Raw genomic sequence first — 25496 nt, 5'->3', positions numbered from 1 at the left:
GCAGAACTAAAGTGGAACCGTCATTTTCATTAAAACATTCCACCAAAGTTCAGATTTTAAAGTTAGCAAAGATAGAGATACCATTTTTACCCCAACCCAGTAGAATTAGAAAAAATTGTCAGATGAAGAAAAAACTAAAAGAAGAGTTACGAAAATTATCTACTGATATTATTACTGCTCGCGATGCGGATATTAGCGAAATGTACGAGGCTGCCAAAAATCTTTATGAAAAATTAGCCGTTCTCAAATTCATAGAAGAAAAATTACACGATATAGAAATAGACGTTTCCAAAAACGTAATCGCCAGTAAATTTGAAGCGATGGCCAATGCCGTTTTAAATGAAAATTCTTCTGTGCCCGAGAGCAACCCGCATGAAGAAGACATAATTACACCCGGCATGGATACGATAAAAGGTTTTATTTCCGAAATGCCAAGTCACGAAGAACATGTGGATGAAGTTTTAAAAGAGTTCTTGTCCCAACCGGATTACATGAAAAATGACAAAGAGCTTTTTGAACCTCAACAACCGGTGGTACCAAAATCTAATGGTGTAACGCCTTCAAAGGAAGTAGATCCTAAGTCTTTAAACGACAAAATATCCAACAAAGAGCTTAAGGTTGACCTTAACAACAGGCTAGCTTTTGTAAAGCATCTTTTTAATGGTAGCATGGAAGATTACAACCGCGTACTTTCACAATTAAACACAATCGATAGTGAGGAGCGTTCCATATCATTTATAGAAAATATGGTAAAGCCAGATTACAATAATTGGGCTGGAAAAGAAGAATACGCGGAGCGATTTATGCAATTTATTGAGCGTAAATTTTCATAATAAGCCATTTATCCATAAAAATGAAGTCCTTTGCGATACGTAAAGGGTTTTTTTGGTGAAAAATTAGCCAAGTATTAAAGCTAAACCTTTATTTTAGGGTAAAAATTGCCCCGCCATGAAAACTCAAAAACGAATTTACTGGTCAGCCCTTGGGGTTTTGACCGCAATAATACTATTCTCCGTTTACAATTATTTCACCAACTACGAAATGATTGCCGGATTTTTTGAACATCTTGGCTACCCTACCTACCTTATTTACCCCTTGGCAATAGCCAAAATATTGGGTCTTATAGCGGTATGGACCAATTTCTCATCTTGGTTAAAAGAATGGGCCTATGCAGGTTTCTTTTTTGATACACTTTTAGCGTTCTTTGCACATTACATTACGGACGGCCAAGATTACTTGTTCGCCTTTGTTGCACTTATAGCCACCTTGATCGCTTATTTTGTAGACAGGGAGCTACGACCTTAAATTTTATGGGAAAATTATATTTGGTACCAACACCTATTGGCAACCTAGAGGATATGACCTTACGGGCCATTCGTGTTTTAAAAGAAGTAGATTGTATTTTAGCGGAAGACACACGTACCAGCGGAAAGCTACTTCAGCATTTTGAAATCACTACTCAAATGCAAAGCCACCATATGCATAACGAACACAAAACAGTAGATGCTTTGGTAAAGCGCTTGCAGGCCGGTGAAACTATTGCATTGATTTCCGATGCAGGCACACCCGCCATATCGGATCCCGGGTTTTTATTGACCCGAGCTTGTGTTGAAAAAAACATAGAGGTAGACTGCCTTCCCGGTGCTACCGCATTTGTACCTGCTTTGGTCAACAGTGGCCTGCCTAACGACAAATTTGTTTTTGAAGGATTTCTTCCTCCAAAAAAAGGCCGACAAACGCGACTAAAATTACTGGCGGAAGAAACCAGAACCATTATTTTTTATGAATCGCCTTATAAATTGATGAAGACTTTAGGGCAATTTGCTGAATATTTTGGTGCGGACAGACAAGTTTCCGTTTCACGGGAGCTTACCAAACTCTACGAAGAAACAATTAGGGGAACAGCGGAAGAATTAGTACTGCACTTTACCGAGAAACCTCCAAAGGGCGAAATAGTAATTATTGTTGCAGGAAAAAAATAATATAAATGACATTGAAAGATTTTAAACAAAAGCTACAAGCCAACCCAAAAGGAATAGAATTCACCGAGACTATGGCTGTCATAGAAGAAAACTACAGCTTTGAACCAACGGCTTTCACCAACGGAAACCTAGAGAACGCTGAAGGACAAAACTCAGGTTCATGCAAGCTGTTTGCCTTTGCAAAAGACCAAGGTTTTAGCAAAGAAGAGACTTTAGCTTGTTTTGGGAATTATTATTTTGAAGATGTACTGAAAGACCCAGATGGAACGGGACACCAAAACATCCGAAATTTTATGAAAACGGGTTTTGACGGGCTATCCTTCGTCCAAGCTCCTTTAAAAAAGAAATAAGCTAACATGCAAAAGCTACTTTCCGAAATACGTTCGTGTCAAGTTTGTAGTGAGCATCTCCCTTTAGGCCCAAAACCTATTGTTGCCGGCACCAGTAAGTCCAAAATTATACTTGTAAGCCAAGCTCCTGGTAAAAAAGCCCATGACCATAATAAAGCTTGGGACGACCCTAGCGGAAGAAAGCTTAGGGAGTGGTTAGGCGTTACCGACGAACAATTTTATAATCCCAATAATTTTGCGGTCTTACCAATGGGATTCTGTTTTCCGGGAAAAGGTAAAACGGGCGATTTGCCTCCTCGTAAAGAATGTGCACCTCTTTGGCACGACCTGTTCTGGAAACAGCTAAAAGAAGTGAAACTCATTCTTGTAATAGGTAAATACGCACAAGATAGATATCTAAAAGACCTATCTAAACGAAATCTGACTGCAAACGTTGCTAATTACCACGAATTTTTACCGAAGTATTTTCCTTTGCCTCACCCTTCTCCGGTAAATCGGTTTTGGATGTCAAAAAATCCTTGGTTTGAAACTGAAGTGGTTCCCACATTACAAACCGAAGTTGCAAAAATTCTTGCGACTTAATCTTAATTTTTTAACGACGCTTTTTTACGGAACAAAGCCCAAAACAAATCTTCAGATGGGTATGGAAATTTAACCTTCTCAGGAATCATATTCAACATAAAATTCTTTCCTAATTTGTATTCGAGTAGCGACTTAATGTGTCTCCCTGAGATTTTTTTTGATGGCCTTCCGTGAGAAACGCGCTCAAACCCAAAGTTTTTTAAGAAAACTGTTAGCCCTTCCAAAGAATACCAGTGCAAAACACTTGGAGGCGCATATTCATGCCAGTTCTTCCCAAAGATTTTAGCAGAAATACTTTGCCTATTCCAAGATTCTATAAGTAAAAAACCATCGTCTTTTAACACCTTGGAAGCATTCAAAAATGCTTTGTGTTGTTCATAAAAGTGAGGAACTACTTGTATCATCGAAATAAGGTCAAACTTATCTTGGGGCCTGAAATTTTCAAACGCACCTTGCTCAATTTTCAAGTTATATTGTTTTCGGCCGTATTGTGCCATTTGCCGGTTAGGTTCTATTCCTACGCCGTTCCAACCTTCATCAACATAACCTTTTAAAATGCATCCTGCCGCTGCCCCAACATCTAACACCCTTCCCTTTTTACCGATAATATGTTCCATTTGTTTTGCATACCGCTTACCACGTTCGTAAAGCAAATCGGATTCCAATAAATAATCCGAGTAACCGGCACCTCCATCATTAAAATAAGAATCATCATAAGTCTTATCAACATGCTTTTCGTCTGTTTTAATATTGGCGAACCGATGATCGCAAGACACACAGTCGTGTATATCAAAACCATTTATTTTAAAAACAAATTTTGATTCCGAAGCACAAAGGGGACAATTCATAACCAAATTTTTAGACTTGAAACATTTATTATCTCTATGTGTAATGCGTGCTTTTTCAATTGCACTATACAACTACAGCGCGTTATTTTTTGGGGAGAATTACGACTTATTGGTTTTCCCTCTTTTTAAAAGACAAGATAGAATACAAGCTTAAAATCTATCAATTAATCGTATTTTTGATTCCTACAAGAAACATAAAAATTATGGCTACTACAAATCATATTACAACTAAATGGCTGGGTAACATGCAATTCGAAAGCACCAACCCATCTGGCCTAACGTTAAACATAGATGCCGGCCCAGATGATGGCGGTGAAGGAAAAGGATTGCGCCCAAAAGCTTTAATGTTATCCGGACTGGCAGGCTGTTCTGGTCTTGATGTGGCTGCTCTTATTAAAAAAATGAAATTAGAGGTAGATGATTTTCACATTGAAACCATTGCTAACCTTACTGATGAGCATCCAAAATTTTATGATGCCGTAACTATCGAATATCATTTTCACGGAAACAATCTAGCTGAAAAAAAATTGCAAAGAGCGGTAGACCTATCCGTAGAGAAATACTGTGGAGTTATGGAAATGTTCAGGCAGTTTGCTAAATTGGAAATCAAGACTATTTTTCATAAAGAGTAAGTTTTAAAGTTAAAGTTCAAGACCTAAATTCAAGTTAAAGATTTCATACGAACCCTATGCGCTGGACCATTAAACCTAAACCTGAACAAGAGGCTATTGACCAATTGGCCAAAGCACTTAAGGTAGATGATTTAGTGGCTCAATTGCTATTGCAACGCGGCATATCTACCTATGATGAGGCCAAGCGTTTTTTTAGACCTGAATTAAGTCATCTGCACGATCCCTTTTTAATGAAGGATATGCAATTAGCCGTAGAACGCATTGAAAAGGCCATATCCAACAACGAAAATATTCTTGTTTATGGTGATTATGATGTAGACGGAACAACATCCGTAGCCTTGGTTTCTTCTTATTTACTGAGTTATTACCCGAATGTAGCCACCTATATTCCCGATAGATATACCGAAGGGTATGGTGTTTCTTTTAAGGGAATAGATTTTGCGGAAGACAATGGTTTTTCATTGATAATAGCGTTAGACTGTGGTGTAAAGGCTATTGATAAGGTTGCCTACGCCAAAGAAAAAGGCATTGATTTTGTTATTTGCGACCACCACAGACCTGGTAACCAACTCCCGGATGCCATTGCGGTTCTTGACCCTAAACGAGAGGATTGTAGTTACCCTTATGATGAACTTTGTGGTTGCGGAGTTGGTTTTAAACTTATTCAAGCTTTAGGTTCTAGACAAGGACAGACTATTGATGATCTCCTACTTTATTTAGATTTAGTCGCAACAGCTATTGGTGCCGATATTGTACCCATTACTGGGGAAAACCGAGTGCTCGCCTATTTTGGGCTTCAAGTTATCAATACCAACCCTAGAATGGGGTTTAAAGCAATTATCAACCAGATTAAGAAGTCCGTGCTCACCATAACCGATGTGGTTTTTATAATTGCTCCTCGGATAAATGCCGCCGGTCGTATGGAACATGGACAGCACGCTGTAAACCTCCTCACCGAAACCGACTTATCACAAGCGGAAATATTTGCAAGTCAGATTGAGCAATTCAACCTAGACCGTCGCGGATTGGATAAGGAAATTACCCAAGAAGCGTTGGACCAAATTCTACAAAACAAAGAGGAAGAACGTTTTACTTCCGTGGTCTACAAAGATTCCTGGCACAAAGGTGTTATCGGTATTGTGGCTTCCCGACTTACCGAAACGTACTACCGTCCAACACTGGTATTTACCAAAAGTGGTAATAAACTAGCAGCTTCGGCTCGCTCTGTAAAAGGTTTTGATGTTTATAATGCCCTGATGGGATGTTCGGAATGTATTGAGCAGTTTGGCGGGCATAAATATGCCGCAGGTCTTACCATGCTTGAAGAACAGTTTGAGAATTTCAAGACTCAATTTGAAAAAATAGTTTCTGAAACCATAGATCCAAATCTTCTTACCCCTGAGATTTCAGTAGATACTCTAATAGATTTTAAAAATATTACCCCAAAACTTATGCGGATCATTAAACAGTTCGCACCTTTTGGCCCTGGAAATATGACTCCGGTATTTATGGCCGAAAACCTGAAAGATACGGGTTATGCAAAAGGAGTAGGTGAAGATGAGGCCCATTTGAAACTTGCAGCTACACAAAATGGCATTGGCCCTATTGGCGGAATCGGTTTTAATATGGGTGATAAACTTTCTCTTGTAGCTAACAGACAGCCTTTCAATGCTGTTTTTTCTTTGGATGAAAATGAATGGCAAGGCAACATCAACTTACAAATGAAATTGAAAGACATACAATGAAAATAGAACATCTCGCCATTTGGGTATCCGACCTTGAAACCATGCGTCAATTTTACGAGAATTATTTTGATGCTATTGCAGGAGAACGCCATCACAACCCAACTAAAAATTTCACCTCTTATTTTCTTAGTTTTAGTGAAGGAACACGATTGGAATTGATGCACAAACCTGAAGTTAAAAACATCGCAAATGGCGAACATTTAGGCTACGCCCATATCGCTATTTCTATAGGCACGAAAGAAAAAGTAGATTCCCTCACCGAACAACTGAGAACAGATGGATTTCAAGTTGCGGGCGAACCTAGAACAACAGGAGACGGGTATTATGAAAGCGTCATACTTGATCCGGAAGGCAACCGAATAGAGATTACCGTTTAACGATTTTCTTCATCCTATTTGCAATAGAAATGGATTTTAGCCAATTCGTTTTCCATTCTTTTCTACGTTTATCCAAAAACACGCTACAAACTATACGGTCGGTTATGGTTTTTATTTAATCCAAGCGCTATTTAATCATCACTTTTCCCACATAAAAAACAACCGATTATCGATAAAGTCCCAATATACCTTAAATCCAAAGCTTAAAATAACAGACTACCCGGTTTGTTTAAGTAAATAGGGCCCAATATAAAATTAAAGCTTTTCGGTATACCGTTCATCGGTTTATAATAATACCTTTGCCCCTTATTTCTCTTTAAGAAGCATGTTTATGGATCCCTATGCTGCCTTACGTTTCAAAGAATTCAATATCTTTTTATTGGTTCGTTTTGCTATGGTTTTTGCATGGTCCATGCAGTTCATAGTCATAGAATGGCAAGTATATTCAATGACAAAAGACCCGCTTTCTTTGGGGATAATAGGGCTAATGGAAGTGATACCCGCTGTCTCCATGGCACTATTTGCAGGGCATATTGTAGACCAGAAAGAAAAGCGTAATCTTCTTATAAAATGCATTTTTGGTTTCTCGGTAATCAGCTTTGGATTGTTTATGCTGAGTTGGCCTTCCATGGAAGAAAAAGTAGACTCCAAGACCATCTTATACGCCATCTATTTTTTAGTTTTCTTGGGCGGAATTGTACGTTCTTTTCTTGGGCCAACAATCTTTTCTTTAATCGCTTTAATCGTTCCTAAAAAAATATATCCTAACGCTGCTACCTGGAGTAGTACCACTTGGCAATTGGCAGCAGTTCTAGGTCCGGCATTGGCAGGGTTTTCAATAAGTTGGATAGGTGTGCATTGGTCCATGTGCCTTATTTTTGGTTTCTCGGTATTGGCACTGATGGCCCTGTCTCAAATCAAAAGAAAACCGATTCTTAACCCTAAAATTGGGGAACCTGTTTTTGAAAGCCTACGCGAAGGCCTCCGATTTGTTTTTAACACCAAAGCTGTTTTTGGCGCATTAACGTTGGATATGATCGCCGTACTTTTTGGTGGAGCGGTTGCCTTACTGCCAATATTCGCACAAGATATTTTACATGTGGGTTCCCAAGGGTTTGGCGTTCTTCGTGCAACTCCAGCAGTGGGCGCGGCACTGACCATGTTAGGTTCTACGCGTTTTCCGTTACATAAGAATGCTGGAAAGAAATTACTGTTCGCAGTTTTTGGTTTCGGTATTTGTATGATAGTTTTTGGTCTTTCAACCTATTTCTGGCTTTCGGTTATTGCCTTATTCGTGAGCGGTGCCGTAGATGGCGTTTCCATGATTATCCGTCAGACCATTTTACAACTTAAAACTCCTGATAACATGCGTGGGCGAGTAGCATCGGTTAATTCAATGTTTGTAGGCTCATCCAATGAGTTAGGTGCTTTTGAAAGTGGCTTGACGGCAAAACTTATGGGTACGGTTACCGCTGTAGTATTTGGAGGAGCAATGACTTTAATCACAGTAGGCGCCACAGCTATTGTTTCCCCAACGTTCAGAAAACTGGATTTGCAGAAAGATATTGATGAGCACGAGGCTAATGATGAGTAGGCTCGTATTTTTCTAAGCTTAACTTCTCCCCATCAAAAACGGCATAGGTGTAATAATGAATCCAATCCCCGAGATTGGTGTATCTTGAATTCTCTCCCACTTCTACCTCCATAGGCAAGTGACGGTGACCGAAAATAAAATGGTCATAATGCTGCGTTTCTAATTTTCGCTTGGCGTATTGAACCAACCACTCTTTGTCTTCCCCTAAGAATTTAGCATCATCATCTCCTGAAATCAACTTGTTCTTAACGGATAAATGCTGTGCCATACGCACTCCAATATCTGGATGCAACCATCTGAAGAGCCATTTCGCAAAAGGATTGGTAAACACCTTTTTCATACGTTTAAAACCCAAATCATCAGGGCCAAGACCATCGCCATGGCCTACAAAAAAAGTAACTCCGTTTATGTTGTACTGCTGGGGTTTATGAAAAACGGGGATATTCAGTTCCTCCTCAAAATAACCGTTCATCCATAAATCATGGTTTCCCACAAAAAAATAAATGGGTATTCCTGAGTCGGATATTTCCGCAAGTTTCCCCAAAGTACGGGTGAATCCTTTGGGAACTACCGTTTTGTATTCCATCCAAAAATCAAACAGATCACCCATTAAAAAAATAGCCGCAGCATCTTCCTTTATGGTGTCCAGCCAAGCAACGAATTTCTTTTCACGTGGTCGGCTATCGGCCATAGTAGGCGCACCAAGGTGATTATCACTGGAGAAATAGACTTTTTTGCCCTGAGGAACGGTAATGGTTTTCATCTGATCGTAAATATAACGAATACCCTTTTTAGAAAGGAGTTACTAATTATCGGATGCGTACCACTCGGCAAACGAAGTATCTGTTTCTTGAAGTCTTAATGAATGTAGACTTATATTTTCGGGTAGTCTAGCACGAATCTTTTTTGAAAAGTCGATGACCATATTTTCACTGGTCGGCTGATAATCGGCTAAAATAACATTGTGCCCTCTATCCGTTAGCTCTTTTGCCAACTCTACATGAGGTGTATTTTTATTAAAAACCGTAGCATGATCAAACTGATCTACAATTTCTTCTTTTACAATTTTTTTCAGATCCCCAAAGTCAATGACCATCCCTAGTTTTACATGGGTGGTGTCCGTAATGGGCGTACCTATTACCGTTACCGATAATTTATAGCTGTGTCCATGCACATTTCTACACTTTCCGTCATAGCCATAAAGTGCGTGACCGGTCTCAAAATTGAACTGTTTGGTGATTCTAATTTTACTCATGAAATACAATTGTTCTGCAAAGGTATTCAATTTGTAAAACCAATTCGTTTTTAGATTACATTTGCCGGCTTTTTTAATTTTTTTGAGGTGACAGAATTATATGAACAACTGGACTTTGTCGTAAATGATACGTACGAAAAAGTTATTGATGACATCTTAAGAGATGGCTATAGTATTGTAGACGATTTACTTTCCGAAAGTACGGTAAACGCCCTGCGTACAGACCTTCTGAACAAATACGAGGATGACCTTTTCAAGAAAGCTGCTATTGGAAACCGTACCAACGAGGTTATACAATCGGGAAAACGTGGAGATTTTATCCTTTGGATGGAAGAAACAAATAGTACCGCAATCCAAAAATTGTTTTTTGACCGAATCAATGATTTAGCGGCCTATTTGAACCGCACTTGCTTTTTAGGAATACTTAGGAAAGAATTTCATTACGCCGTTTATCCGGAAGGGAAATTCTACGAAAGACATTTGGACACTTTTCAAAATGACGATAGGCGGAAGCTTTCCATAGTTTGTTATTTGAATGAAGACGACTGGATACCCGAACATGGTGGTGAACTAGTACTCTACCTTAATGGTAAAAATGGCGAAGAGCCAAAAACTATTTATCCATTCCCAGGGAGAGCGGTTATTTTTGAAAGTCGCGATTTAGAGCATGAGGTAAAGCCTGCAAAACGCGAACGGTTGAGCATTACCGGTTGGTTGAAAACCCGTTGATCTAGAATAGACCTGAAAATTATCTTTTATACTTTCTTTTGGTGCGAACGCGGTTTACGAAGTAAATAACCACTACAAAAAGGGCAAGAATGGGAAAAACAAGATCACCATTCAAGAAATTTAAAATATTCATAACTAGGATTTAAAAAAGTAGAACGTCTACAACAGACGGTTATTGTTATTTTTTGAATTTGGACAATGCATTTCGGGTAAATTCAGACAATACCAATCTGCCTGTTATAGCAGCACGATCGACCAAAAGCTCATTCCAATGGTCCGTTCCTTGCCAAAGTACTTTTTTCCACTCTTCTAGCGCTTCAGGGTTGTAGCTGGCTAGTTTCTGTACATGAAAATCGAGTTCCTTGTCCAACTCCTTTATATCATCAAAAACCTTGGAAAAAAGTCCTTTTTCCTGTGCCCAATAGGCGTTTTTCCATTCGGTTGGAGACAAAGACAAATCAGAAATAGCACTAGTACCAATTTTTCGTTCCACAGCGGGGGCTATAACCAAAGGTGCAATGCCTATAGTAAGTTCGGACAAACGTATGGATGCCGCTTCGGACGCATACGCATAATCACACGCAGCAGCAAGACCCACACCTCCACCTACTGTTTTACCTTGAATACGGCCAACAATTACTTTTTTACATTTGCGCATGGCATTGATGACATTGGCAAAACCACTAAAAAACACCTTGCCTTCTTCCAAATTAGACACTGCCATAAGCTCATCAAAAGATGCGCCAGCACAAAAAGCTCGGTCACCTTCAGACCTAAGGACAATTACAGAAATAGCATCATTTTCCGAAAGCTTATCGAACTCGGCAGTTAAGCGATCTAACAGTTCGGCAACAAAAGAATTACTTGCCGGATGGCCAAATTCAATTGTGGCTACTTTATTATCTATTTTAGTATAAAGACTTCCGTTTTCACGATTGGTTCCCATAAATTCAAGTTTAAAAGTTGAGCAAATGTACTTTTAAAATTAGGGGTTTTTCAAGAGCGGCCGAAACTTTCTTATAAACTTAACGACCAGGGCACCGCCACGAATGGCCATCCAAACGGTGAAAGCTATCCAAATTCCGTAAAGACCCCAATTCATATATATTCCAAAGAAAAGAACAGGAACAAAACCCAAGAAGGTAGCTGCCAAAAGGGTATTTCTTAGGTATTTCATTTCTCCCATCCCTTTAAAAATTCCATCAAAAATAAAAGCAACGGTATTCATGGGCAACCCTAAAATCACAATAAAAAACACGGCATAAAAAGCATGAAGCACCACCGTTTCCTTTGAAAAAATAAGTCCGATCGGTTTATAGAACAGAAATCCTGCGGCAACCAATGCCACACTTACTAGAAGTCCGTACTTCAATATTTTCTTGGCAAGTAACCATAAGCCATCATAATCTTTAGCGCCCAGAAGCCTACCGCCCATAATATTTCCCGCAGCGGCATATCCATCAATAAAAAAGGCGGAAAACAACCAGATATTGACCGCTATGGTGTGTGCTCCAATATATTTTGGCCCCAGTTCAGTAGCTTCGCGAACCGCCAAGATCAAAGCAGTATTTAGAGCCAATGCCCGTACAAAAAGATTCAGGCTCATAATGACCAATCTACCCAATTCATTATGAACGGGTAATTGTAAGCGTAGGTTTATATTAGTCTTTGTAATCAACAATACAAAAGCAATAATAGCCATAACACCCTGTGCCAAAAGGCTTGCCCATGCGGCACCTTCTAAATACATAGGCTCAAGAACACCTTCTATTCCGTACACAAAAATAAAGTCCAACACCACATTAAGAACGGCCCCAACAATAGCAATCAACATAGGGTAATACGTATTCTGCAAACCACGAAAAATACCCATTACAGCAAATACAAAAAGGGTTAACGGAAAGCCCCACACACGAATAGAATAATACGAAACACAATACTGGAGAATCTTTCCCGTGGCGTTTAGAAGTTTAAAAATATCTTCTACTATAAAAATAGTAGACAGCAGAACTAGAATACTCAGCCCGATATTCAGGAATATAGCTTGTGCTGGCAAGGTTTTCACTTCCTCTATGCGACCTGCACCCAAATATTGTGAGATTATAGCTGATATAGCGCTGCGCGTCTGACCTAATATCCATATCAACATTGATAGAAAAGAACCGACGATTCCCGCTGCAGCCAGCGATTCCAATCCGTCTACGGGAATATTACCCACAATAGCGGTATCGGTAATGGACAATAGCGGTTCCGCAATACCCGCAACCGTTGCTGGTATAGCTAACTTATTAATGGACTTAAAATTGATTTCCGCCTTCAAGAGGGCGAAATTACAACACTAATTCATAACAATGAAAGGGATATTCACTCTGTTTTGGAAAGAAAATATCTCCCAAACGCTGAAACCCTCTGGCTTCATAAAACCTTTGGTTGCGTTTGTTTTGGCTGAAGGTATCCAAACGAATAGACTCAAACCTGTTTTCTCTGGCATAATTCTCTGCAAAAGCCATCATTTTTTGGGCGTAGCCTTTACCTTGATAATCCGGATGAACCGCCACCCGATGTATATAAATGTTCTTACCTGTGGGCGTTAACCATTTTATGGGCACATATTCTTCATCCATTAAAGTAGAGAGTACTATACTGCCAATAATTTGATTATCTTCCTGCAAAATGTACAACTCCCCTCGTTCAATATCAGTTTCAAATGCTTGTTTTGACGGGTAATTTTCATTCCATTGGTAAATACCCTGCTGTATCATTGCCGTAGCACAAGCCTTGGTAACCGTGAGTATTTGAGGGATATCAGTTAATTTTGCCGGCCTGATCATTTTTGATTAGTTTAATTTAATTGTAAATTTAAAAGATAAATTCAAAGATATATGAAACATATATTAGTACCTATTGGGACATCTCCCGATGCACACCAAACTTTACAATATGCGGTAGATTTTGCCTCTCAATTTTCTTCCGAAATCTATGTTATGGAAGTTTACAATATTTCTGCAGGAGCTACCTTGGCCAATGTTCCACAAAAAGTAGCCGAGAGTAGCAAAGAACGTGTAAAGGAAGTCATAGAAAAAGTAGATACAAAATCTATTGAAATAAAAATAGCTACCTACAACGGTGGTATTGTAGATGGACTGAAAGATATTGATAGAGAGTTGGGAGTTGACCTGATCATTATGGCCCCAAGAAGTAACGACGTTACAGAAGAGGTGTATTTGGGCAATACTTCAGGGAAAATTATAAAACAAACGGATATACCTACCCTAATTGTACCAAAAGGGAGTGTATTTGCACCACCAGCTGTAATTTTGACCGCTTTTAAATCGGGCATTCTAAAAAGAAACCGCATCCTTAATCCGCTGATACAGATTAAAAACAAGTTTCGCTCCACCGTGAATCTATTAATGGTAAAAACACCCGGTTACACTGATGCCGATTTACGAATTAACACAGCGTTAATGGACATTAGCTCCCAAGTAACCATGACCGAAGCTCCAACCACTTATTTGGGAGTTTTAGAACGTTTTCAATCTCAACAACCAGATTTGCTGTGTGTTTTTAGACATAAAAGAGGTTTTTTCAAGAAGCTTTGGGAAAAGAACACCATATTAAAATCTGAATTTTCTGCCCGCATACCTGTACTTGTACTAAGTGTAAAAAAGGATTAGCGGATAACAACATTTACTTGCTTAAGTATTTTGTTACTAGGGCAAAATGTATTTTCTTTGCCTGCAGCCAAAATGGGGGATTAGCTCAGCTGGCTAGAGCGCTTGCCTGGCAGGCAAGAGGTCACCGGTTCGACTCCGGTATTCTCCACAAAAAAACCACCAATTTTATTGGTGGTTTTTTATGTACTACATTTTGGGAATAAAACTATTTTCTATTCAAACACATGTTTGGCATAATTCAATCCTTTTTCATCATATATATCTTTGAAACCATCAAGCCTTTGAAGAAATTCATGGTAGTCTTTATCAGCATTTGGTGAAGACCAAGCAACTTCAGAAATTGCAGTCATTCGCGGTAGCAACATATATTCTGCATAGTCAGGTGTACCTATATATTCTGTCCATAAATTGGCCTGAACTCCCCAAATATGCTTTTGCTCATCGCTTGAAAGTTCTTTTGGTAAAGGATCAAAAGTATAAACATCTTTCACCGTGTTGGGTCCTCTGCCTCCAATAGCTAATGGTTCGCTAGCAAAGTCTTTATCTTGATAATAGTCAAAATAGCAAGGCTCCCTAGGTGAAATAATAACGGGGTGGCCTTGCTTTGCCGCCTCTATTCCACCTGTAAGTCCGCGCCATGACATAACGGTAGCATTAGGTGCCAAACCACCTTCCAGAATCTCGTCCCAACCTATGATTCGCTTGCCTTTGCTGTTGACAAACTTTTCCATATGATTAATAAAATAACTTTGAAGACCGTTTTCACCTTCTAAATCATTTTCGGCAATTTTCTGTTGACAATTAGGGCAACGCTTCCAGTTATCTTTTCTGCACTCGTCCCCGCCGATATGAATATATTCCGAAGTAAAAAGGTCTATTACTTCACTTAAAACATCTTCATAGAATGCATAGGTGCTCTCCTTTCCAGCGCATAGTACATCCGTTTTAACGCCCCAAGATTCTTGAACAACCTTTTTTGTGCCACTTGACATAAGCTTCTTTGTGGCTTCGGAAATTATGTTCTCGTTCATTGGGGTTTTCTCTTCCGGGAAACAACTCAAAAAGGGATATGAGGCTATGGCCGCACCATTATGACCGGGCATATCTATCTCGGGTATAATCGTAATGTGCTTCTTTTTGGCATATTCGATTACCTCTTTTATTTGTTCTTGAGTATAGAATCCGCCGTGCTTTTTGTTATCACTTTCCGTTCCGGGAGTTTGGCCTATTTCCGTACCGTTTCGCCATGCGCCTACCTCTGTAAGTTTAGGGTATTTCTTAATCTCGATTCGCCAACCTTGATCTTCCGTTAGATGCCAATGAAATATATTCATTTTATGTAAAGCTATTAAATCAATGAATTGCTTTACGAAAGCAACGTCATAAAAATAACGGCCCGTATCCAGCATCATACCTCTATACGCAAACCGAGGTGCGTCTTCGATTTTTGTAGCAGGTACCACAAACATTTCTTCCCCTTCTACCGTTTGCTTGGTAATTAATTGCCTTAAAGTTTCAATACCATAGAATATTCCGGTCGAGGTTTTTCCCTTGATAGTTATTTTGTCGTACCCTACTTCAAGTACATAACCTTCTTCTTCACTTACCTCATCGGAGATTTTTAGCTCAATAAGATGTTGACCTTCGGAATTATTCAATATATCATCGGCAGAAAGCCCTTCTACAACACCTAATATTCCCGCTAAATAATTAGCCTCATTTTCAAGCGACGCAGAACTATTGATAACAACGTTTTCGTCCAGAGCAAAAACACCTGAATTCTTGGTTAAATTATTGGGTTTGGGAATAATACCGTAAGCCTTTTCGCTAGCAGTAACATCTTTATATCTATCATAATTTTCTGCACAACTAAAGCTTAAGAGTACAATGCTCAACAGGAGAATTTTTTTCATATTTTCATTTATTTGGAAAATTTGGTTTTGGTAGAAATTAATACCCAGGATTTTGGGTAAGATTAGAATTCAACAACCTATCTTCTTCTGGAATAGGAAAAAGATATTGACGCTCCGGAAATGTTGTAACGTTTAACGTACGGCAATACCCGGCATTCAATAAATTAGAGAAATCGGGAAGCCCGTCTTCTCCTATTTCCGGTGTTTGACCCCAAAACCATAGTCCTTCATTCACCAAGTCATCCATTAATGGGCCTGTTGGCGCCACACTAACTTCTGCATCTGCAGTAACATTTAAAAGACCATAAGTGAAACCCGTAAGCGCTTTCTCTGCCAACCTCCATCTAATCAAATCCATATATCTACGACCCTCAAACGCAAGTTCTGCCCTTCGCTCATTACGGACCTTGTACCGCAATTCGGTTTGGTCCGTAGTTGATATTGCAGGATTTTCAAAATTAGAATTCGCATAAGCTCTGTCTCTTACGGCATTCATAGCATCTAAAACAGATTGATCTATTTCGTTCAACTCAATTTTAGCTTCGGCATACATAAGAAGCACATCCGCATATCTTATTACGATTAAATCTGGATCTGTTCGGTAATCTTTCCAATCTTTAGTAACACCCTTTTTAAATAAAAGACCATTGAATGCCGCAAATGCCCCAATAGACCTAGTGTCTTGGTTTTTAATTTCAACATTGTTTTCAAAATCAAACACCTCTTTACTTTCCGGATGCGGATTGTACTCAATATCCATAAAATTGGAGCCGTCCTTGGGCTCTAGACCATCTCCATCTTCCAAAGAACCAAACGGGGCAATGGTAGCCAACAAACGCGGATCCCTATTCTTAAATGGGTTCTGAGGGTCAAAAAGAGGCGATTCGTCTACTGGCATACCGTCTACACATTCATAAGATGCCAAAAGCTCCCAAGTTGGGTTTCGTCCCGCATATCCACCATGATTTCTAGGTAAAAAGTCTCGGACATTATCGTTTCTGATAACGTTCAGATCTGTATTTCTAGCAATATGAAAAATAGTTTCAACCGAATTCTTCGTGGTCGGTTCAAAAAGCTCAGCGTAGTTTGGGTACAGCTCATACAAGCCTAAGTCTATGACGTTTTTAGATGCTTCCGCAGCTATTTCATAATCCCCCATATATAATGCCAAACGAGCTTTCATTGCATAAGCTGCCCCTTTTGTTGCATATTCTAACCCGTTATAGGACAACGGAAGGGATGCTGCTGCATTGTCATAATAGGTATATAATTTCTGTTTAATGGTCTCTTTTGAAGTACGTTCAATTTCAAAAGATTCATCTATACTTAACTCATCTTCATAGAAAGGCACATCACCAAAATGAGTAATAAGATAAGAATAGTACGAAGCCCTCAAAAAATCGGCCTCACCCCTATATTGTTCGGCTTCTTCTGCGCTCAAAACGGTTTGGTTCTCTAACTGACCTACAACAACTAAAACCCGGGCGATAGCCTTATAAAGATTTGACCAATCTGTATTTGACTTGGGGTATTCAGAAGAAATATTACCAGCTTTTATGGCATTAAGAACGTCTCGACGTTGCCAATCATCGTCCATACCCTCATAAACTTCATCCAAGGGCCAGAACACTTCTCGGTAACCTTCATTTAAAGATTGTCTAAACTGGTCTTTGGTTTGATACCAAGTTGCAGAGCTCGCCGCATCTTCTTGAACCAAATCGAGTTCAGTACAAGAGTTGAAGAGAAAACCTACAACAAGAAATAATGTATAGCCTATTTTATGAATATATTCTTTCATCTTTATATTTTTTAGAAGTTAGCTTTTAGACCTAAAATGAATGATTTAGTAATCAAGTATCCACTCTGTTGCTCAGGATCAATTCCATCCGGCAAACTGTCAAAAGAGAATAGGTCGTTACCGGAGGCATACACCCTTAAACTTGTAAACGGTGAACTCTGCATAAAGTCAGAAGGCAAGGTATAACCCAAGGTGATATTCTTTATTCTTGTGTAAGATCCATCTTTAAGCCAAAAGTCAGAGAATCGGTAATTATTGCTAGATGAACTTTCGGATAAACGTGGATACTCAGCACTCATATTTTGCGCAGGTGTATTGTAATTACTGTAGTAGTTGTTGTCATAGATGCTATTGACAGCTTGCCAGTTATACAAGAAAGGACGAATGTAACTTTGATCTAGATAGAACTTTTGCTTGCCTACACCTTGAACGGTAACCCCAAAATCAAAATTCTTGTACTTAAGGTTTATGGTTCCTCCATATTGATATCTAGGTAATGACCCTCCTAAATGTTGCTTATCAAGCTCATTGATAACACCATCTGGAACACCATCTGGGCCACTAATATCTTTATAGCGCACATCACCTGGCATTACTGAAGCACTGGTAACAGCAGAATTGTCTATTTCTTCTTGAGACTGGTATATACCGTCCGATACGTATCCATACCAAGACCTAAACTCTTCACCTTCTTCCGAAATGACATTACCGGAAATAAGTCGTTTATCGTTAATATCGCCTACGGTTGACTTTGAATCAAATATGTTGGCAGAGACGGAATAATTGAAATCACCAATACTATTTTTATACGATAGGGCCATTTCCCATCCTTCGGTCTTCATACTCCCGACATTTACGGTAGGATCTTCATAACCTATTAAAGAAGGTATACTTAAACTAAGTAACATATCTTCCGTATCCTTTATATAATAGTCCGCCGTTAAGGACAAAGAACTGTTGAACATGGAAAGGTCAATACCTACGTTTTTTGAAATTGTAGTTTCCCAAGTAACATCCTCTACCGCCAAGTATCTTTGGGCGGCAGAACGAACGGCTTCCACATCATTACCATTTGCAATTAATGCATTGCTAAATTGAAGTACGGAAAGGTATAAGTAGTTACCTAAGCGATCGTTTCCTAAAGAACCGTAGGAAGCTCTAAATTTTAAGAATGAAATGGTTTCGCTCAACGAATTCATAAACTTTTCGTTGGACAAGACCCAGCCTGCTGAAATAGATGGGAACGATCCCCATCTATGATCTTTACCAAAACGAGACGACCCATCTCTACGTACATTGGCCTGTAAATAGTAGGTGTCTTTATAGTCATAAGCCAATCTACCAAAATAAGAGGTGTATGCGTTCTCAGATATCGTTGATCCATTATCGAACACTCCATCTATAGGTGCTTGACTTAAGTAAGGGTATTCAGCGCTTACGAATTCATTTCCTCGCACACTTAGGGTTTCATAATCCGCAGAAAATTCTTCATAACCAAGAACCCCGCTTACGGAATGGTTTCCAAACTCCTTGTCATAATTTACGAGCGCCTGTGTGGTTAATGTTTTGTCATTAGTTCTATTTTCCAAGAGGTAGTTCTGACTATCATTATGGCCCGAAATATAATTAGGAACGCCTGTTTGATTAGGGTCATCATAATCCCAATATGGAATTGCTTTATTGAAAAACTTGTATTTATTGAAGTTAAAATTAGGAGCTACATTTACTGATAGCTTTAAGCCTTCAACAGGTTTATAATAAGCCCCTACTTTACCATAAAACAAATAGGACTCACTGGTCTGAAATCCTCCGCTTTGCAATACCGCATAAGCGTTTTCCCCAGATTTTCCACCGGCAAGACGTCCATCTTCCCATACCGCAGGATAATTAGGACCTGAATTTAAGGCCAAGTCAGTAGGATCTACAACAGGGTTGTTGTTCGTTGTCAATTTTAAGGCGAAATCAATATTGGCTCCTATTTTATCAGAAATTTTAATATCATTATTTATACGTGCAGTGTACCTATCCCAATCACTATTGTCGTATATGGCATCTTGGTATTCGTAACCCATGGTAAGGTTAGATTTAATACGTTCAGAACCTCCGCTAATACTTATATTATGACGGTAACCGAACGATGCATTTTTTAAAATAAGATCTTGCCAATCCGTATCTGGATATTGATCAGGGTTTGCCAAGTGGTTTGCATCGTAATTAGAAATATAATCATTTGACCAAGTTGGGTCTTCTACTCCTGTATTTCCATTATCGTTCCATGCTTTCTCATTATCCATTTGAAGATAACGAGAGACACTTACATTTTCTCTGGTCTCGGTAGGGGTATTAACTATAACTTCTCCACTATAAGACACCCTATAGACACCTTCTTTTCCTCGTTTAGTGGTAATTATAATAACTCCTGCCGCTGCTCTGGATCCGTAGAGGGAAGACGAGGCACCATCTTTAAGAACCGAAATACTTTCAATCTGATCAGGATTTACGTCGTTAATATCATCTACGGGAACATCATCTACCAATATTAAAGGAGAACTATCGCCTTGTAAGGTGGTTATACCACGTATGTTGATTGTGTTCCCTGCTCCAGGAGCACCACTACTACGAGTTACGCTAACCCCAGCTACCGCACCTTGCAACGCGTTAGATACATTGGTTACATTTCTTGAGGTTACATCATCACCATCAACTACACTAATTGATCCGGTAATATCTTTTTTGGATTGGGTTCCGTAGCCTACAACAACAATTTCATCTAAAGCTGAAACATTTTCTTCAAGGACAATCTTAACTTGTTCCTGATTGTCTACCGCTATTTCTTTTGTTGAGAAACCCATGTATGTCACTACTAATATGGCATCACCGGAAGAAAGGTCAAGGACAAAATTTCCGTCAAAATCGGTCTGGGTTCCATTGTCGGTTCCTTTTTCTACAACAGAGGCTCCTGGCAAAGGCAGCCCAGTGTTATCGAGCACACTTCCAGAGATAGAGAAATCTTGGCTCGGTGAAAGCTCAAGTTTTTCAGAAAAGGCAAAAGACTGATAATTAAAAACTAAGAAGATTAAAATGAAACTGAGCCATTTACCCCCCTCTACTTTACCTATACCACCAGGGCATAGCGAACTAAACTTTGATTGTTGATTCATAAAATTGTGATTATAATTTGAATTAGTGAGCTTGACGAATAATCGAGTAACAAATGGAAAGCACAATTTTAGAAGTTGTCCTTTCCGAGGTTATAATAGGCTCTGAAAAATGGCCCATACTTTCTTAATCTTTTACTAAAATACAAAAATTATTGAATAATGTGTTCGAACACACTAATAATTTAAAATTTATCATAAAATCATAAATATATCTCAATACTGATACTATTACCTATCTACTCTTACCAATTTCCAAATTTTACTACAGCAAATAGGGGGTCTTCAAGTACGTGTTCATCCCTAAACATTGGGTACTTTCTTCTTTTTTAGGATTACATATTCACAGAAGTATTTCCTGCTCCCTTTAAACCGATATCTACCGGTTCATTCGATTTCCAGTTCCCTCTTGTAAAATCGGGTACATCAATGGCGTTAGATCTATTCGCTATAGACTGTTCGCTTAAGGGTCCTATTGCACTCCACAACGCTGCATCGTATACATCTTGATCAAGTGGAAGTCCGTTTCGCAGGCAATCGATCAAGCGCCAATCCATAATAAAGTCCATTCCACCATGTCCACCAATTTTCTTGGCAAGTTTACCAACTTTCTTTATAAGCTCTGGTGTGTACTTCTTTTCAACACTTTTCATTTCAGCATCCTTCAGCCATTCATCGTTTACTGCAATTTTTCCAGGTGTAGGCCACTTTTGGGCAAAAGCTTTCGTACCACTTATCATGTGAATACGTGAATACGGTCTAGGTGAACTAACGTCATGCTGTACCATAATACTTCTTCCCAAACTAGTTTTTATAAGCGTAGTATTCATATTGCCTCTAAAAGTTCTGTTCGCGTACTCTGAAAAAAACGCATCATCCTTAGCATATTGTTTCGCTCTGTTCTGCATATCAAAATCTGCAGATGACAAAGAGTTCAGATAATCCATTCGATCACCTCTGTTGATGTTCATTATCTGACATATCGGGCCCAAACCATGGGTAGGGTATAAATTCCCGTTACGAGCGGCATTCTCCTCCAGTCTCCACATGCTCTCATAGCCCTCATTTTTATCAAAGTTAAGGTCTAAAAGATTGTGAATATAAGCCCCTTCACCATGAATTATTTCGCCAAAGTAATTTTGACGGGCCATATTTAGAGTAAGCAATTCAAAAAAGTCATAACAGCAATTTTCCAGCATCATACAATGCTTCTTGGTACGCTCAGAAGTCTCCACCAATTCCCAGGCTTCATCTATCGTTTTTGCAGCTGGCACTTCAACTGCCACATGCTTATCGGATTCCATTGCATAAACGGCCATAGGAGTATGCCAATCCCAAGGCGTAGCAATATATATTAAATCTATATCGTCACGATCCACCATTTCTTTCCAGGCATAAGCGCTACCATAATATAAATCGGGGTCATGATCGGTTCCCTTAAGTAGCTCCTTAGATTTCATAACACTTTCTTCTCTAAGGTCGCATAAAGCTTTAATCGAAACTCCTTCAATAAGACTCATGCGTTTAACCGCTCCTGGGCCGCGCATTCCCAAACCTATAAAACCAATACGTACCTCATTAAGTTTTGGGGCGCTATAACCCGACATATTAAAAGAGGCCTCTGACGTACCGAACAATTTTGAATTAGATGATATACTCTCAATGGACGGTGCCGAAAATACGTTGCCCCCAACTAAACCCAAAGCGCCTACAGAGGACATCTTCATGAATTTTCTTCTTTTATTTTCCATGAAATAAAAAGATTTTAAATTATTAATAAAATATTGACCCTAGATAAACGCTATGCCATTTCTTCAAGATAGCACCGCACCTCAAATAGTCTAGCCAAATCATCTCCGTTAGTTCTACTTACACGAATACGCATTGACTTGATCGTTTCCTGCCCAAAAGTATGCTTGGCCAATCTCAAGTAATTATCATTGACTTCCGCTACCACTTTCTTGTTACCGCTTGCAGTTTCTATTTCAATGCTGTAATCCGCAATCGTTTCGGGTTGTGGGCCGCGTACTTGATCGTTATAGACCCAATCTTGAGGAGACATGCGTAAAAATCTGTCTAAACCAGTGTCAAAAGTGAGTTGCACGGTATTGACGGTTACCGGTTTTTTCCAATTTAAGGAAATCCATTGCTCGCCTTCTTTCATTGAAGCTTGCCACTGGTGTACCTTCCCATCGGCAATATCACGGTTTATACCATCTAGAATGTTCGTGTCCTTACCATTTTTTGTTTGCGATGAGCTTTTCACCTTTGCAGCTCTGGCCAAATCATCCTCATCTTCATTTTTAACCCCTAAAATACCTTGGTCTTGTTTTAAAAGAAGTTGCTGCAGACGCTTTATCTCATCAGTACTTGCAGTCAAATTTTGTGGGGTTATTTTCTTATTTAAACAATACGCCATTGCAGTACCTATGGCCTGCCCCAAAAGAGCACAGGTAGCCATAACACGCGTAGATGAAAGCGCTACATGTGAAACGCTTATATTTCGTCCCGCAAAAAGCAAATTAGAAATACTATTACTATACAAAGAGCGGAACGGAATAGAATACGGTTCTTTTAAAGGAATAGAAACATACGGCACATCTCCGGTAGTGTCCATACCCCCAGGTGGATGGTCATCTAGAGGCCATCCTCCATAAGCTACTCTATCTTCAAAGAGGGTTGCCGCTTGTACATCTTGTTGCTTCATTATATAAGGACCTTCAATACGACGACTCTCCCGTTTTCCAGGAATCATGCCTACCCAAGACAATGCCCAATTTTCAGATTCGGGGTGGTTGCCAGAGTTTTTGATATAATCCCAAACACCAAAGAGTGTAGCCAATAAATCATGCCGGTTCTGTTGTCCATCCCTTACAATATCAATAGAACCACCAAGTTCTAACCACCAATATCCATACTCATAAGACCCAATATTACGATGAACAAAGTCTTTTGTGGTATATTTTCTAGCCCATACCGGCGGTGTATATGGCATTGCTTTCTCATGCGGCTGCGCCATGAACAAGAGGCTGTTTCCCATAGTTTTTTGATCGGCCACATCTACTGCCAAAGATTCATTAAAGGTAGATTTCGCTTCGCGCCCACGCATATAATTCGCCCCTGCCTTGGCCGCTAAGGAACCATCACCCGTACAATCGGAAAAATAGGTGGCTGTTATCTCCGAAATTTCTTCGGTAGGGGAACACAATCCCCATACCTTTTTAATTTTTCCATTAGATACTTCTACATCATAGAAAGAGGTGTCCAATAAAAGGGTAATATTCGGTTCTGAGACAATCTTGTCATAGAGTACAAAATCCCACATTTCATATGAACGTTGCGGATTTGTTACGGCTTCGGTAAGCACCAATTCCTCTAATATTCCAGTCTCGCGCCAAACCTGTTTCAGCTGGCTTGCGCCTGATATGTGCATACGAATCTCACTACTGGCGTTACCACCTAATCGTGAACGGTCTTGCATTAAAAGAACTTTGCTGCCGTTACGGGCAGCAGCTATTGCCGCACAAATACCGGACATACCACCGCCCACTATGCATACATCAACATTATACTGCACCTTCTCGTAGGCTTTTGTCTTCGTTAGAAATTCTAACGTTTTGATCTCTTCCTCACCATCAAGCGGGAAGCCTGTGTTGCTGTTGGCAAAAAGTGTAGTAATAGGGCCGCCCAGGGCCATTGCTCCGGAACTTACACCTAATTTTTTTAAAAACCCTCTCCTTTTATTCATCGTATCTGTTTTTAAACCGTTATTATCCTCTTTTTAATTTTTAGCACCCTCAACTAGTTTTCTTGCATAAGGGGCAAACTCCATATCGCTTTCAGAAATTTTCTTGAGATATGTTATATCTTCCTTTGTTAAAGCTGATGTACTGCCACTTATGATTGAGCTCAACTTCTTATATTGACTTTCTTTCAAAGCCGACAGTTTATCTAAGAGTTTCGTAACATTGCCGGAAACAAGTTTTGTTGAGCTTAACCCGTTTAAAATTTCGTTTTGCATCTCAAAATTTTGTGAGTCGAGCAGATCGATCAACTGGCTTTGAATTTGGGCATCTGCCCACATATGGGGCGTCAATTTTGCTATGGCAAAAAAGGGCACATATTCTTGACCATTTTTAACAAGGGAAACCAACAGATCCGGGTATTCTTCAACATCTGGGGTTATGTGTCGCATACCATACATTTGTAGCGCATGCCTATTTGAACGAATCATCTTTACAAACAGTTCTTCGTTCTGTACGGTAGCAGTATAATTTTCAATTTTACTCGCAATTGTACCGTTTACAATATTCCATAATGTATGTGTACTGTAAACCGCCCCTTGAACAACTTCGTCCTTTAACGCAGGAAAGGTTGCACCTGCCATACCATCTATTACAGACGAGTAGACCGATTTATTTTTGTCTATTAAATCTACGGGAGCATAATTAGCGAGCGGCGATGTTTTATCGGCCAATATTTTCTGCAACTTTATATGATCCTCAGCTGTAAACAAATCATGTTCAAACTTTGTAAAAGGGTCTGAAGCTACCTCCTTGTACTCTATAAAATTACCGAGCAAATCCCAATAGAGGTGAAACTTCAAATCATAACAAACACCATCTTCACAAACCGGACTTTCAATATAAGCGTAATATTTATCTGGCAAAGAATCTGTATCATAAATCAAATCTACGGTTACAGGTATAGAATCTTTTATATAGGCCGTAAAAACAGGCTCACCCCTTTTTTCTTGAAAATTCTCCGGTACAGTATACGCCAAAAATTGTACAACAATCAGTAGAAATATACCCATTATTGCCAAACGTCTGAATGTATCCCGCGCTATTCTCAAG

General features: G+C 39.3%; 23 protein-coding genes and 1 tRNA gene. 12 read left to right on the top strand and 12 right to left on the bottom strand.

Annotation, left to right across the window (positions count from 1 at the left end; genetic code table 11):
- The first annotated feature begins 122 nt into the window (after positions 1–122).
- From P0077_RS09080 to P0077_RS09060, 5 genes are all read left to right on the top strand, one after another.
- Positions 123–833: a DUF8457 domain-containing protein gene (locus tag P0077_RS09080; protein ID WP_276168839.1), complete on the top strand. Its 711-nt coding sequence runs from the start codon at positions 123–125 to the stop codon at positions 831–833.
- 115 nt (positions 834–948) lie between these two features.
- Positions 949–1305 (top strand): DoxX family protein, encoded by a 357-nt coding sequence (locus P0077_RS09075; protein WP_276168838.1) that lies wholly within the window; start codon positions 949–951, stop codon positions 1303–1305.
- 5 nt (positions 1306–1310) lie between these two features.
- Positions 1311–1982 (top strand): 16S rRNA (cytidine(1402)-2'-O)-methyltransferase, encoded by a 672-nt coding sequence (gene rsmI, locus P0077_RS09070; protein ID WP_276168836.1) that lies wholly within the window; start codon positions 1311–1313, stop codon positions 1980–1982.
- Positions 1983–1987: 5 nt separating this feature from the next.
- A complete protein-coding gene (locus P0077_RS09065) occupies positions 1988–2332 on the top strand; it encodes a HopJ type III effector protein (RefSeq protein ID WP_276168834.1) in 345 nt (114 codons plus the stop codon).
- A gap of 6 nt (positions 2333–2338) precedes the next feature.
- On the top strand, positions 2339–2914 hold the full coding sequence (locus tag P0077_RS09060) for a uracil-DNA glycosylase family protein (protein WP_276168832.1): 576 nt from the start codon (positions 2339–2341) through the stop codon (positions 2912–2914).
- A 2-nt stretch (positions 2915–2916) separates the two neighbouring features.
- Here P0077_RS09060 and P0077_RS09055 read toward each other — a convergent pair whose 3' ends face one another.
- Entirely contained in the window at positions 2917–3762 is an 846-nt protein-coding gene (locus tag P0077_RS09055; protein WP_276168831.1) for a class I SAM-dependent methyltransferase, read from the bottom strand.
- 203 nt (positions 3763–3965) lie between these two features.
- Here P0077_RS09055 and P0077_RS09050 point away from each other — a divergent pair, with 203 nt between their 5' ends.
- The 4 genes from P0077_RS09050 (at position 3966) to P0077_RS09035 (ending at position 8110) form a co-directional block, all read left to right on the top strand.
- A complete protein-coding gene (locus P0077_RS09050) occupies positions 3966–4394 on the top strand; it encodes an OsmC family protein (protein WP_194531104.1) in 429 nt (142 codons plus the stop codon).
- A 56-nt stretch (positions 4395–4450) separates the two neighbouring features.
- A complete protein-coding gene (recJ, locus tag P0077_RS09045) occupies positions 4451–6139 on the top strand; it encodes a single-stranded-DNA-specific exonuclease RecJ (RefSeq protein ID WP_276168828.1) in 1689 nt (562 codons plus the stop codon).
- Positions 6136–6516 carry a VOC family protein gene (locus P0077_RS09040; RefSeq protein ID WP_276168827.1) on the top strand — a complete coding sequence of 127 codons (381 nt, stop codon included), beginning with the start codon at positions 6136–6138 and terminating at the stop codon, positions 6514–6516. The genes recJ and P0077_RS09040 overlap by 4 nt, the downstream gene beginning before the upstream one ends.
- A gap of 331 nt (positions 6517–6847) precedes the next feature.
- A complete protein-coding gene (locus tag P0077_RS09035; RefSeq protein ID WP_276168825.1) occupies positions 6848–8110 on the top strand; it encodes an MFS transporter in 1263 nt (420 codons plus the stop codon).
- Here the strand turns inward: P0077_RS09035 and P0077_RS09030 are convergent.
- Together P0077_RS09030 and P0077_RS09025 are read right to left on the bottom strand one after the other, a co-directional pair.
- The gene (locus tag P0077_RS09030) at positions 8097–8873 is read right to left on the bottom strand and encodes a UDP-2,3-diacylglucosamine diphosphatase (protein WP_276168823.1); all 777 of its coding nucleotides are present in this window, start codon (positions 8871–8873) and stop codon (positions 8097–8099) included. The two genes, P0077_RS09035 and P0077_RS09030, sit on opposite strands and share 14 nt — an antisense overlap.
- Before the next feature lie 42 nt (positions 8874–8915).
- Complete coding sequence (locus P0077_RS09025; RefSeq protein WP_276168821.1) at positions 8916–9365, bottom strand: 6-pyruvoyl trahydropterin synthase family protein; 450 nt, start codon at positions 9363–9365, stop codon at positions 8916–8918.
- 87 nt (positions 9366–9452) lie between these two features.
- Between P0077_RS09025 and P0077_RS09020 the strand changes: the two genes are divergently transcribed.
- Positions 9453–10094: a 2OG-Fe(II) oxygenase gene (locus P0077_RS09020; protein ID WP_276168820.1), complete on the top strand. Its 642-nt coding sequence runs from the start codon at positions 9453–9455 to the stop codon at positions 10092–10094.
- Positions 10095–10272: 178 nt separating this feature from the next.
- Here P0077_RS09020 and P0077_RS09015 read toward each other — a convergent pair whose 3' ends face one another.
- The 3 genes from P0077_RS09015 to P0077_RS09005 are packed head-to-tail and all read right to left on the bottom strand — an operon-like array spanning position 10273 to position 12925.
- Positions 10273–11040: an enoyl-CoA hydratase/isomerase family protein gene (locus P0077_RS09015; RefSeq protein WP_276168817.1), complete on the bottom strand. Its 768-nt coding sequence runs from the start codon at positions 11038–11040 to the stop codon at positions 10273–10275.
- 39 nt (positions 11041–11079) lie between these two features.
- Positions 11080–12414 (bottom strand): MATE family efflux transporter, encoded by a 1335-nt coding sequence (locus P0077_RS09010; protein WP_276168815.1) that lies wholly within the window; start codon positions 12412–12414, stop codon positions 11080–11082.
- A gap of 10 nt (positions 12415–12424) precedes the next feature.
- Positions 12425–12925: a GNAT family N-acetyltransferase gene (locus P0077_RS09005; RefSeq protein ID WP_276168813.1), complete on the bottom strand. Its 501-nt coding sequence runs from the start codon at positions 12923–12925 to the stop codon at positions 12425–12427.
- 51 nt (positions 12926–12976) lie between these two features.
- Here P0077_RS09005 and P0077_RS09000 point away from each other — a divergent pair, with 51 nt between their 5' ends.
- Together P0077_RS09000 and P0077_RS08995 are read left to right on the top strand one after the other, a co-directional pair.
- Positions 12977–13771: a universal stress protein gene (locus P0077_RS09000; RefSeq protein ID WP_276168811.1), complete on the top strand. Its 795-nt coding sequence runs from the start codon at positions 12977–12979 to the stop codon at positions 13769–13771.
- Positions 13772–13845: 74 nt separating this feature from the next.
- Positions 13846–13919: transfer RNA gene (locus P0077_RS08995), tRNA-Ala, on the top strand.
- 64 nt (positions 13920–13983) lie between these two features.
- Here the strand turns inward: P0077_RS08995 and P0077_RS08990 are convergent.
- From P0077_RS08990 to P0077_RS08965, 6 genes are all read right to left on the bottom strand, one after another.
- Positions 13984–15684: a beta-N-acetylhexosaminidase gene (locus tag P0077_RS08990; RefSeq protein WP_276168809.1), complete on the bottom strand. Its 1701-nt coding sequence runs from the start codon at positions 15682–15684 to the stop codon at positions 13984–13986.
- Positions 15685–15721: 37 nt separating this feature from the next.
- Positions 15722–17482, bottom strand: a complete 1761-nt coding sequence (locus P0077_RS08985; RefSeq protein WP_276168808.1) for a RagB/SusD family nutrient uptake outer membrane protein — start codon at positions 17480–17482, stop codon at positions 15722–15724.
- Positions 17483–17493: 11 nt separating this feature from the next.
- Positions 17494–20643, bottom strand: a complete 3150-nt coding sequence (locus P0077_RS08980) for a SusC/RagA family TonB-linked outer membrane protein (RefSeq protein WP_276168806.1) — start codon at positions 20641–20643, stop codon at positions 17494–17496.
- A 332-nt stretch (positions 20644–20975) separates the two neighbouring features.
- Positions 20976–22391, bottom strand: coding sequence for a Gfo/Idh/MocA family protein (locus P0077_RS08975; protein ID WP_276168804.1), 1416 nt, complete (start codon positions 22389–22391; stop codon positions 20976–20978).
- Between the two features lie 50 nt (positions 22392–22441).
- Positions 22442–24388 (bottom strand): FAD-dependent oxidoreductase, encoded by a 1947-nt coding sequence (locus P0077_RS08970; protein ID WP_276168802.1) that lies wholly within the window; start codon positions 24386–24388, stop codon positions 22442–22444.
- A gap of 33 nt (positions 24389–24421) precedes the next feature.
- Complete coding sequence (locus tag P0077_RS08965) at positions 24422–25495, bottom strand: hypothetical protein (RefSeq protein ID WP_276168801.1); 1074 nt, start codon at positions 25493–25495, stop codon at positions 24422–24424.
- Between the last annotated feature and the right edge of the window lies 1 nt (position 25496).

Origin of the sequence: Zobellia alginiliquefaciens (assembly GCF_029323795.1) — a bacterium.
Classification (GTDB): Bacteria; Bacteroidota; Bacteroidia; order Flavobacteriales; family Flavobacteriaceae; genus Zobellia; species Zobellia alginiliquefaciens.
This window is presented reverse-complemented; position numbering and strand designations above follow the sequence as displayed.

Excerpts from the sequence above, each read along its gene's own strand:
- P0077_RS09080 (WP_276168839.1), top strand. The coding sequence starts at position 123 with ATGAAGAAAAAACTAAAAGAAGAGTTACGAAAATTATCTACTGATATT.
- P0077_RS09075 (WP_276168838.1), top strand. The coding sequence starts at position 949 with ATGAAAACTCAAAAACGAATTTACTGGTCAGCCCTTGGGGTTTTGACC.
- rsmI (WP_276168836.1), top strand. The coding sequence starts at position 1,311 with ATGGGAAAATTATATTTGGTACCAACACCTATTGGCAACCTAGAGGAT.
- P0077_RS09065 (WP_276168834.1), top strand. The coding sequence starts at position 1,988 with ATGACATTGAAAGATTTTAAACAAAAGCTACAAGCCAACCCAAAAGGA.
- P0077_RS09060 (WP_276168832.1), top strand. The coding sequence starts at position 2,339 with ATGCAAAAGCTACTTTCCGAAATACGTTCGTGTCAAGTTTGTAGTGAG.
- P0077_RS09055 (WP_276168831.1), bottom strand. The coding sequence starts at position 3,762 with ATGAATTGTCCCCTTTGTGCTTCGGAATCAAAATTTGTTTTTAAAATA.
- P0077_RS09050 (WP_194531104.1), top strand. The coding sequence starts at position 3,966 with ATGGCTACTACAAATCATATTACAACTAAATGGCTGGGTAACATGCAA.
- recJ (WP_276168828.1), top strand. The coding sequence starts at position 4,451 with ATGCGCTGGACCATTAAACCTAAACCTGAACAAGAGGCTATTGACCAA.
- P0077_RS09040 (WP_276168827.1), top strand. The coding sequence starts at position 6,136 with ATGAAAATAGAACATCTCGCCATTTGGGTATCCGACCTTGAAACCATG.
- P0077_RS09035 (WP_276168825.1), top strand. The coding sequence starts at position 6,848 with ATGGATCCCTATGCTGCCTTACGTTTCAAAGAATTCAATATCTTTTTA.
- P0077_RS09030 (WP_276168823.1), bottom strand. The coding sequence starts at position 8,873 with ATGAAAACCATTACCGTTCCTCAGGGCAAAAAAGTCTATTTCTCCAGT.
- P0077_RS09025 (WP_276168821.1), bottom strand. The coding sequence starts at position 9,365 with ATGAGTAAAATTAGAATCACCAAACAGTTCAATTTTGAGACCGGTCAC.
- P0077_RS09015 (WP_276168817.1), bottom strand. The coding sequence starts at position 11,040 with ATGGGAACCAATCGTGAAAACGGAAGTCTTTATACTAAAATAGATAAT.
- P0077_RS09005 (WP_276168813.1), bottom strand. The coding sequence starts at position 12,925 with ATGATCAGGCCGGCAAAATTAACTGATATCCCTCAAATACTCACGGTT.
- P0077_RS09000 (WP_276168811.1), top strand. The coding sequence starts at position 12,977 with ATGAAACATATATTAGTACCTATTGGGACATCTCCCGATGCACACCAA.
- P0077_RS08990 (WP_276168809.1), bottom strand. The coding sequence starts at position 15,684 with ATGAAAAAAATTCTCCTGTTGAGCATTGTACTCTTAAGCTTTAGTTGT.
- P0077_RS08985 (WP_276168808.1), bottom strand. The coding sequence starts at position 17,482 with ATGAAAGAATATATTCATAAAATAGGCTATACATTATTTCTTGTTGTA.
- P0077_RS08980 (WP_276168806.1), bottom strand. The coding sequence starts at position 20,643 with ATGAATCAACAATCAAAGTTTAGTTCGCTATGCCCTGGTGGTATAGGT.
- P0077_RS08975 (WP_276168804.1), bottom strand. The coding sequence starts at position 22,391 with ATGGAAAATAAAAGAAGAAAATTCATGAAGATGTCCTCTGTAGGCGCT.
- P0077_RS08970 (WP_276168802.1), bottom strand. The coding sequence starts at position 24,388 with ATGAATAAAAGGAGAGGGTTTTTAAAAAAATTAGGTGTAAGTTCCGGA.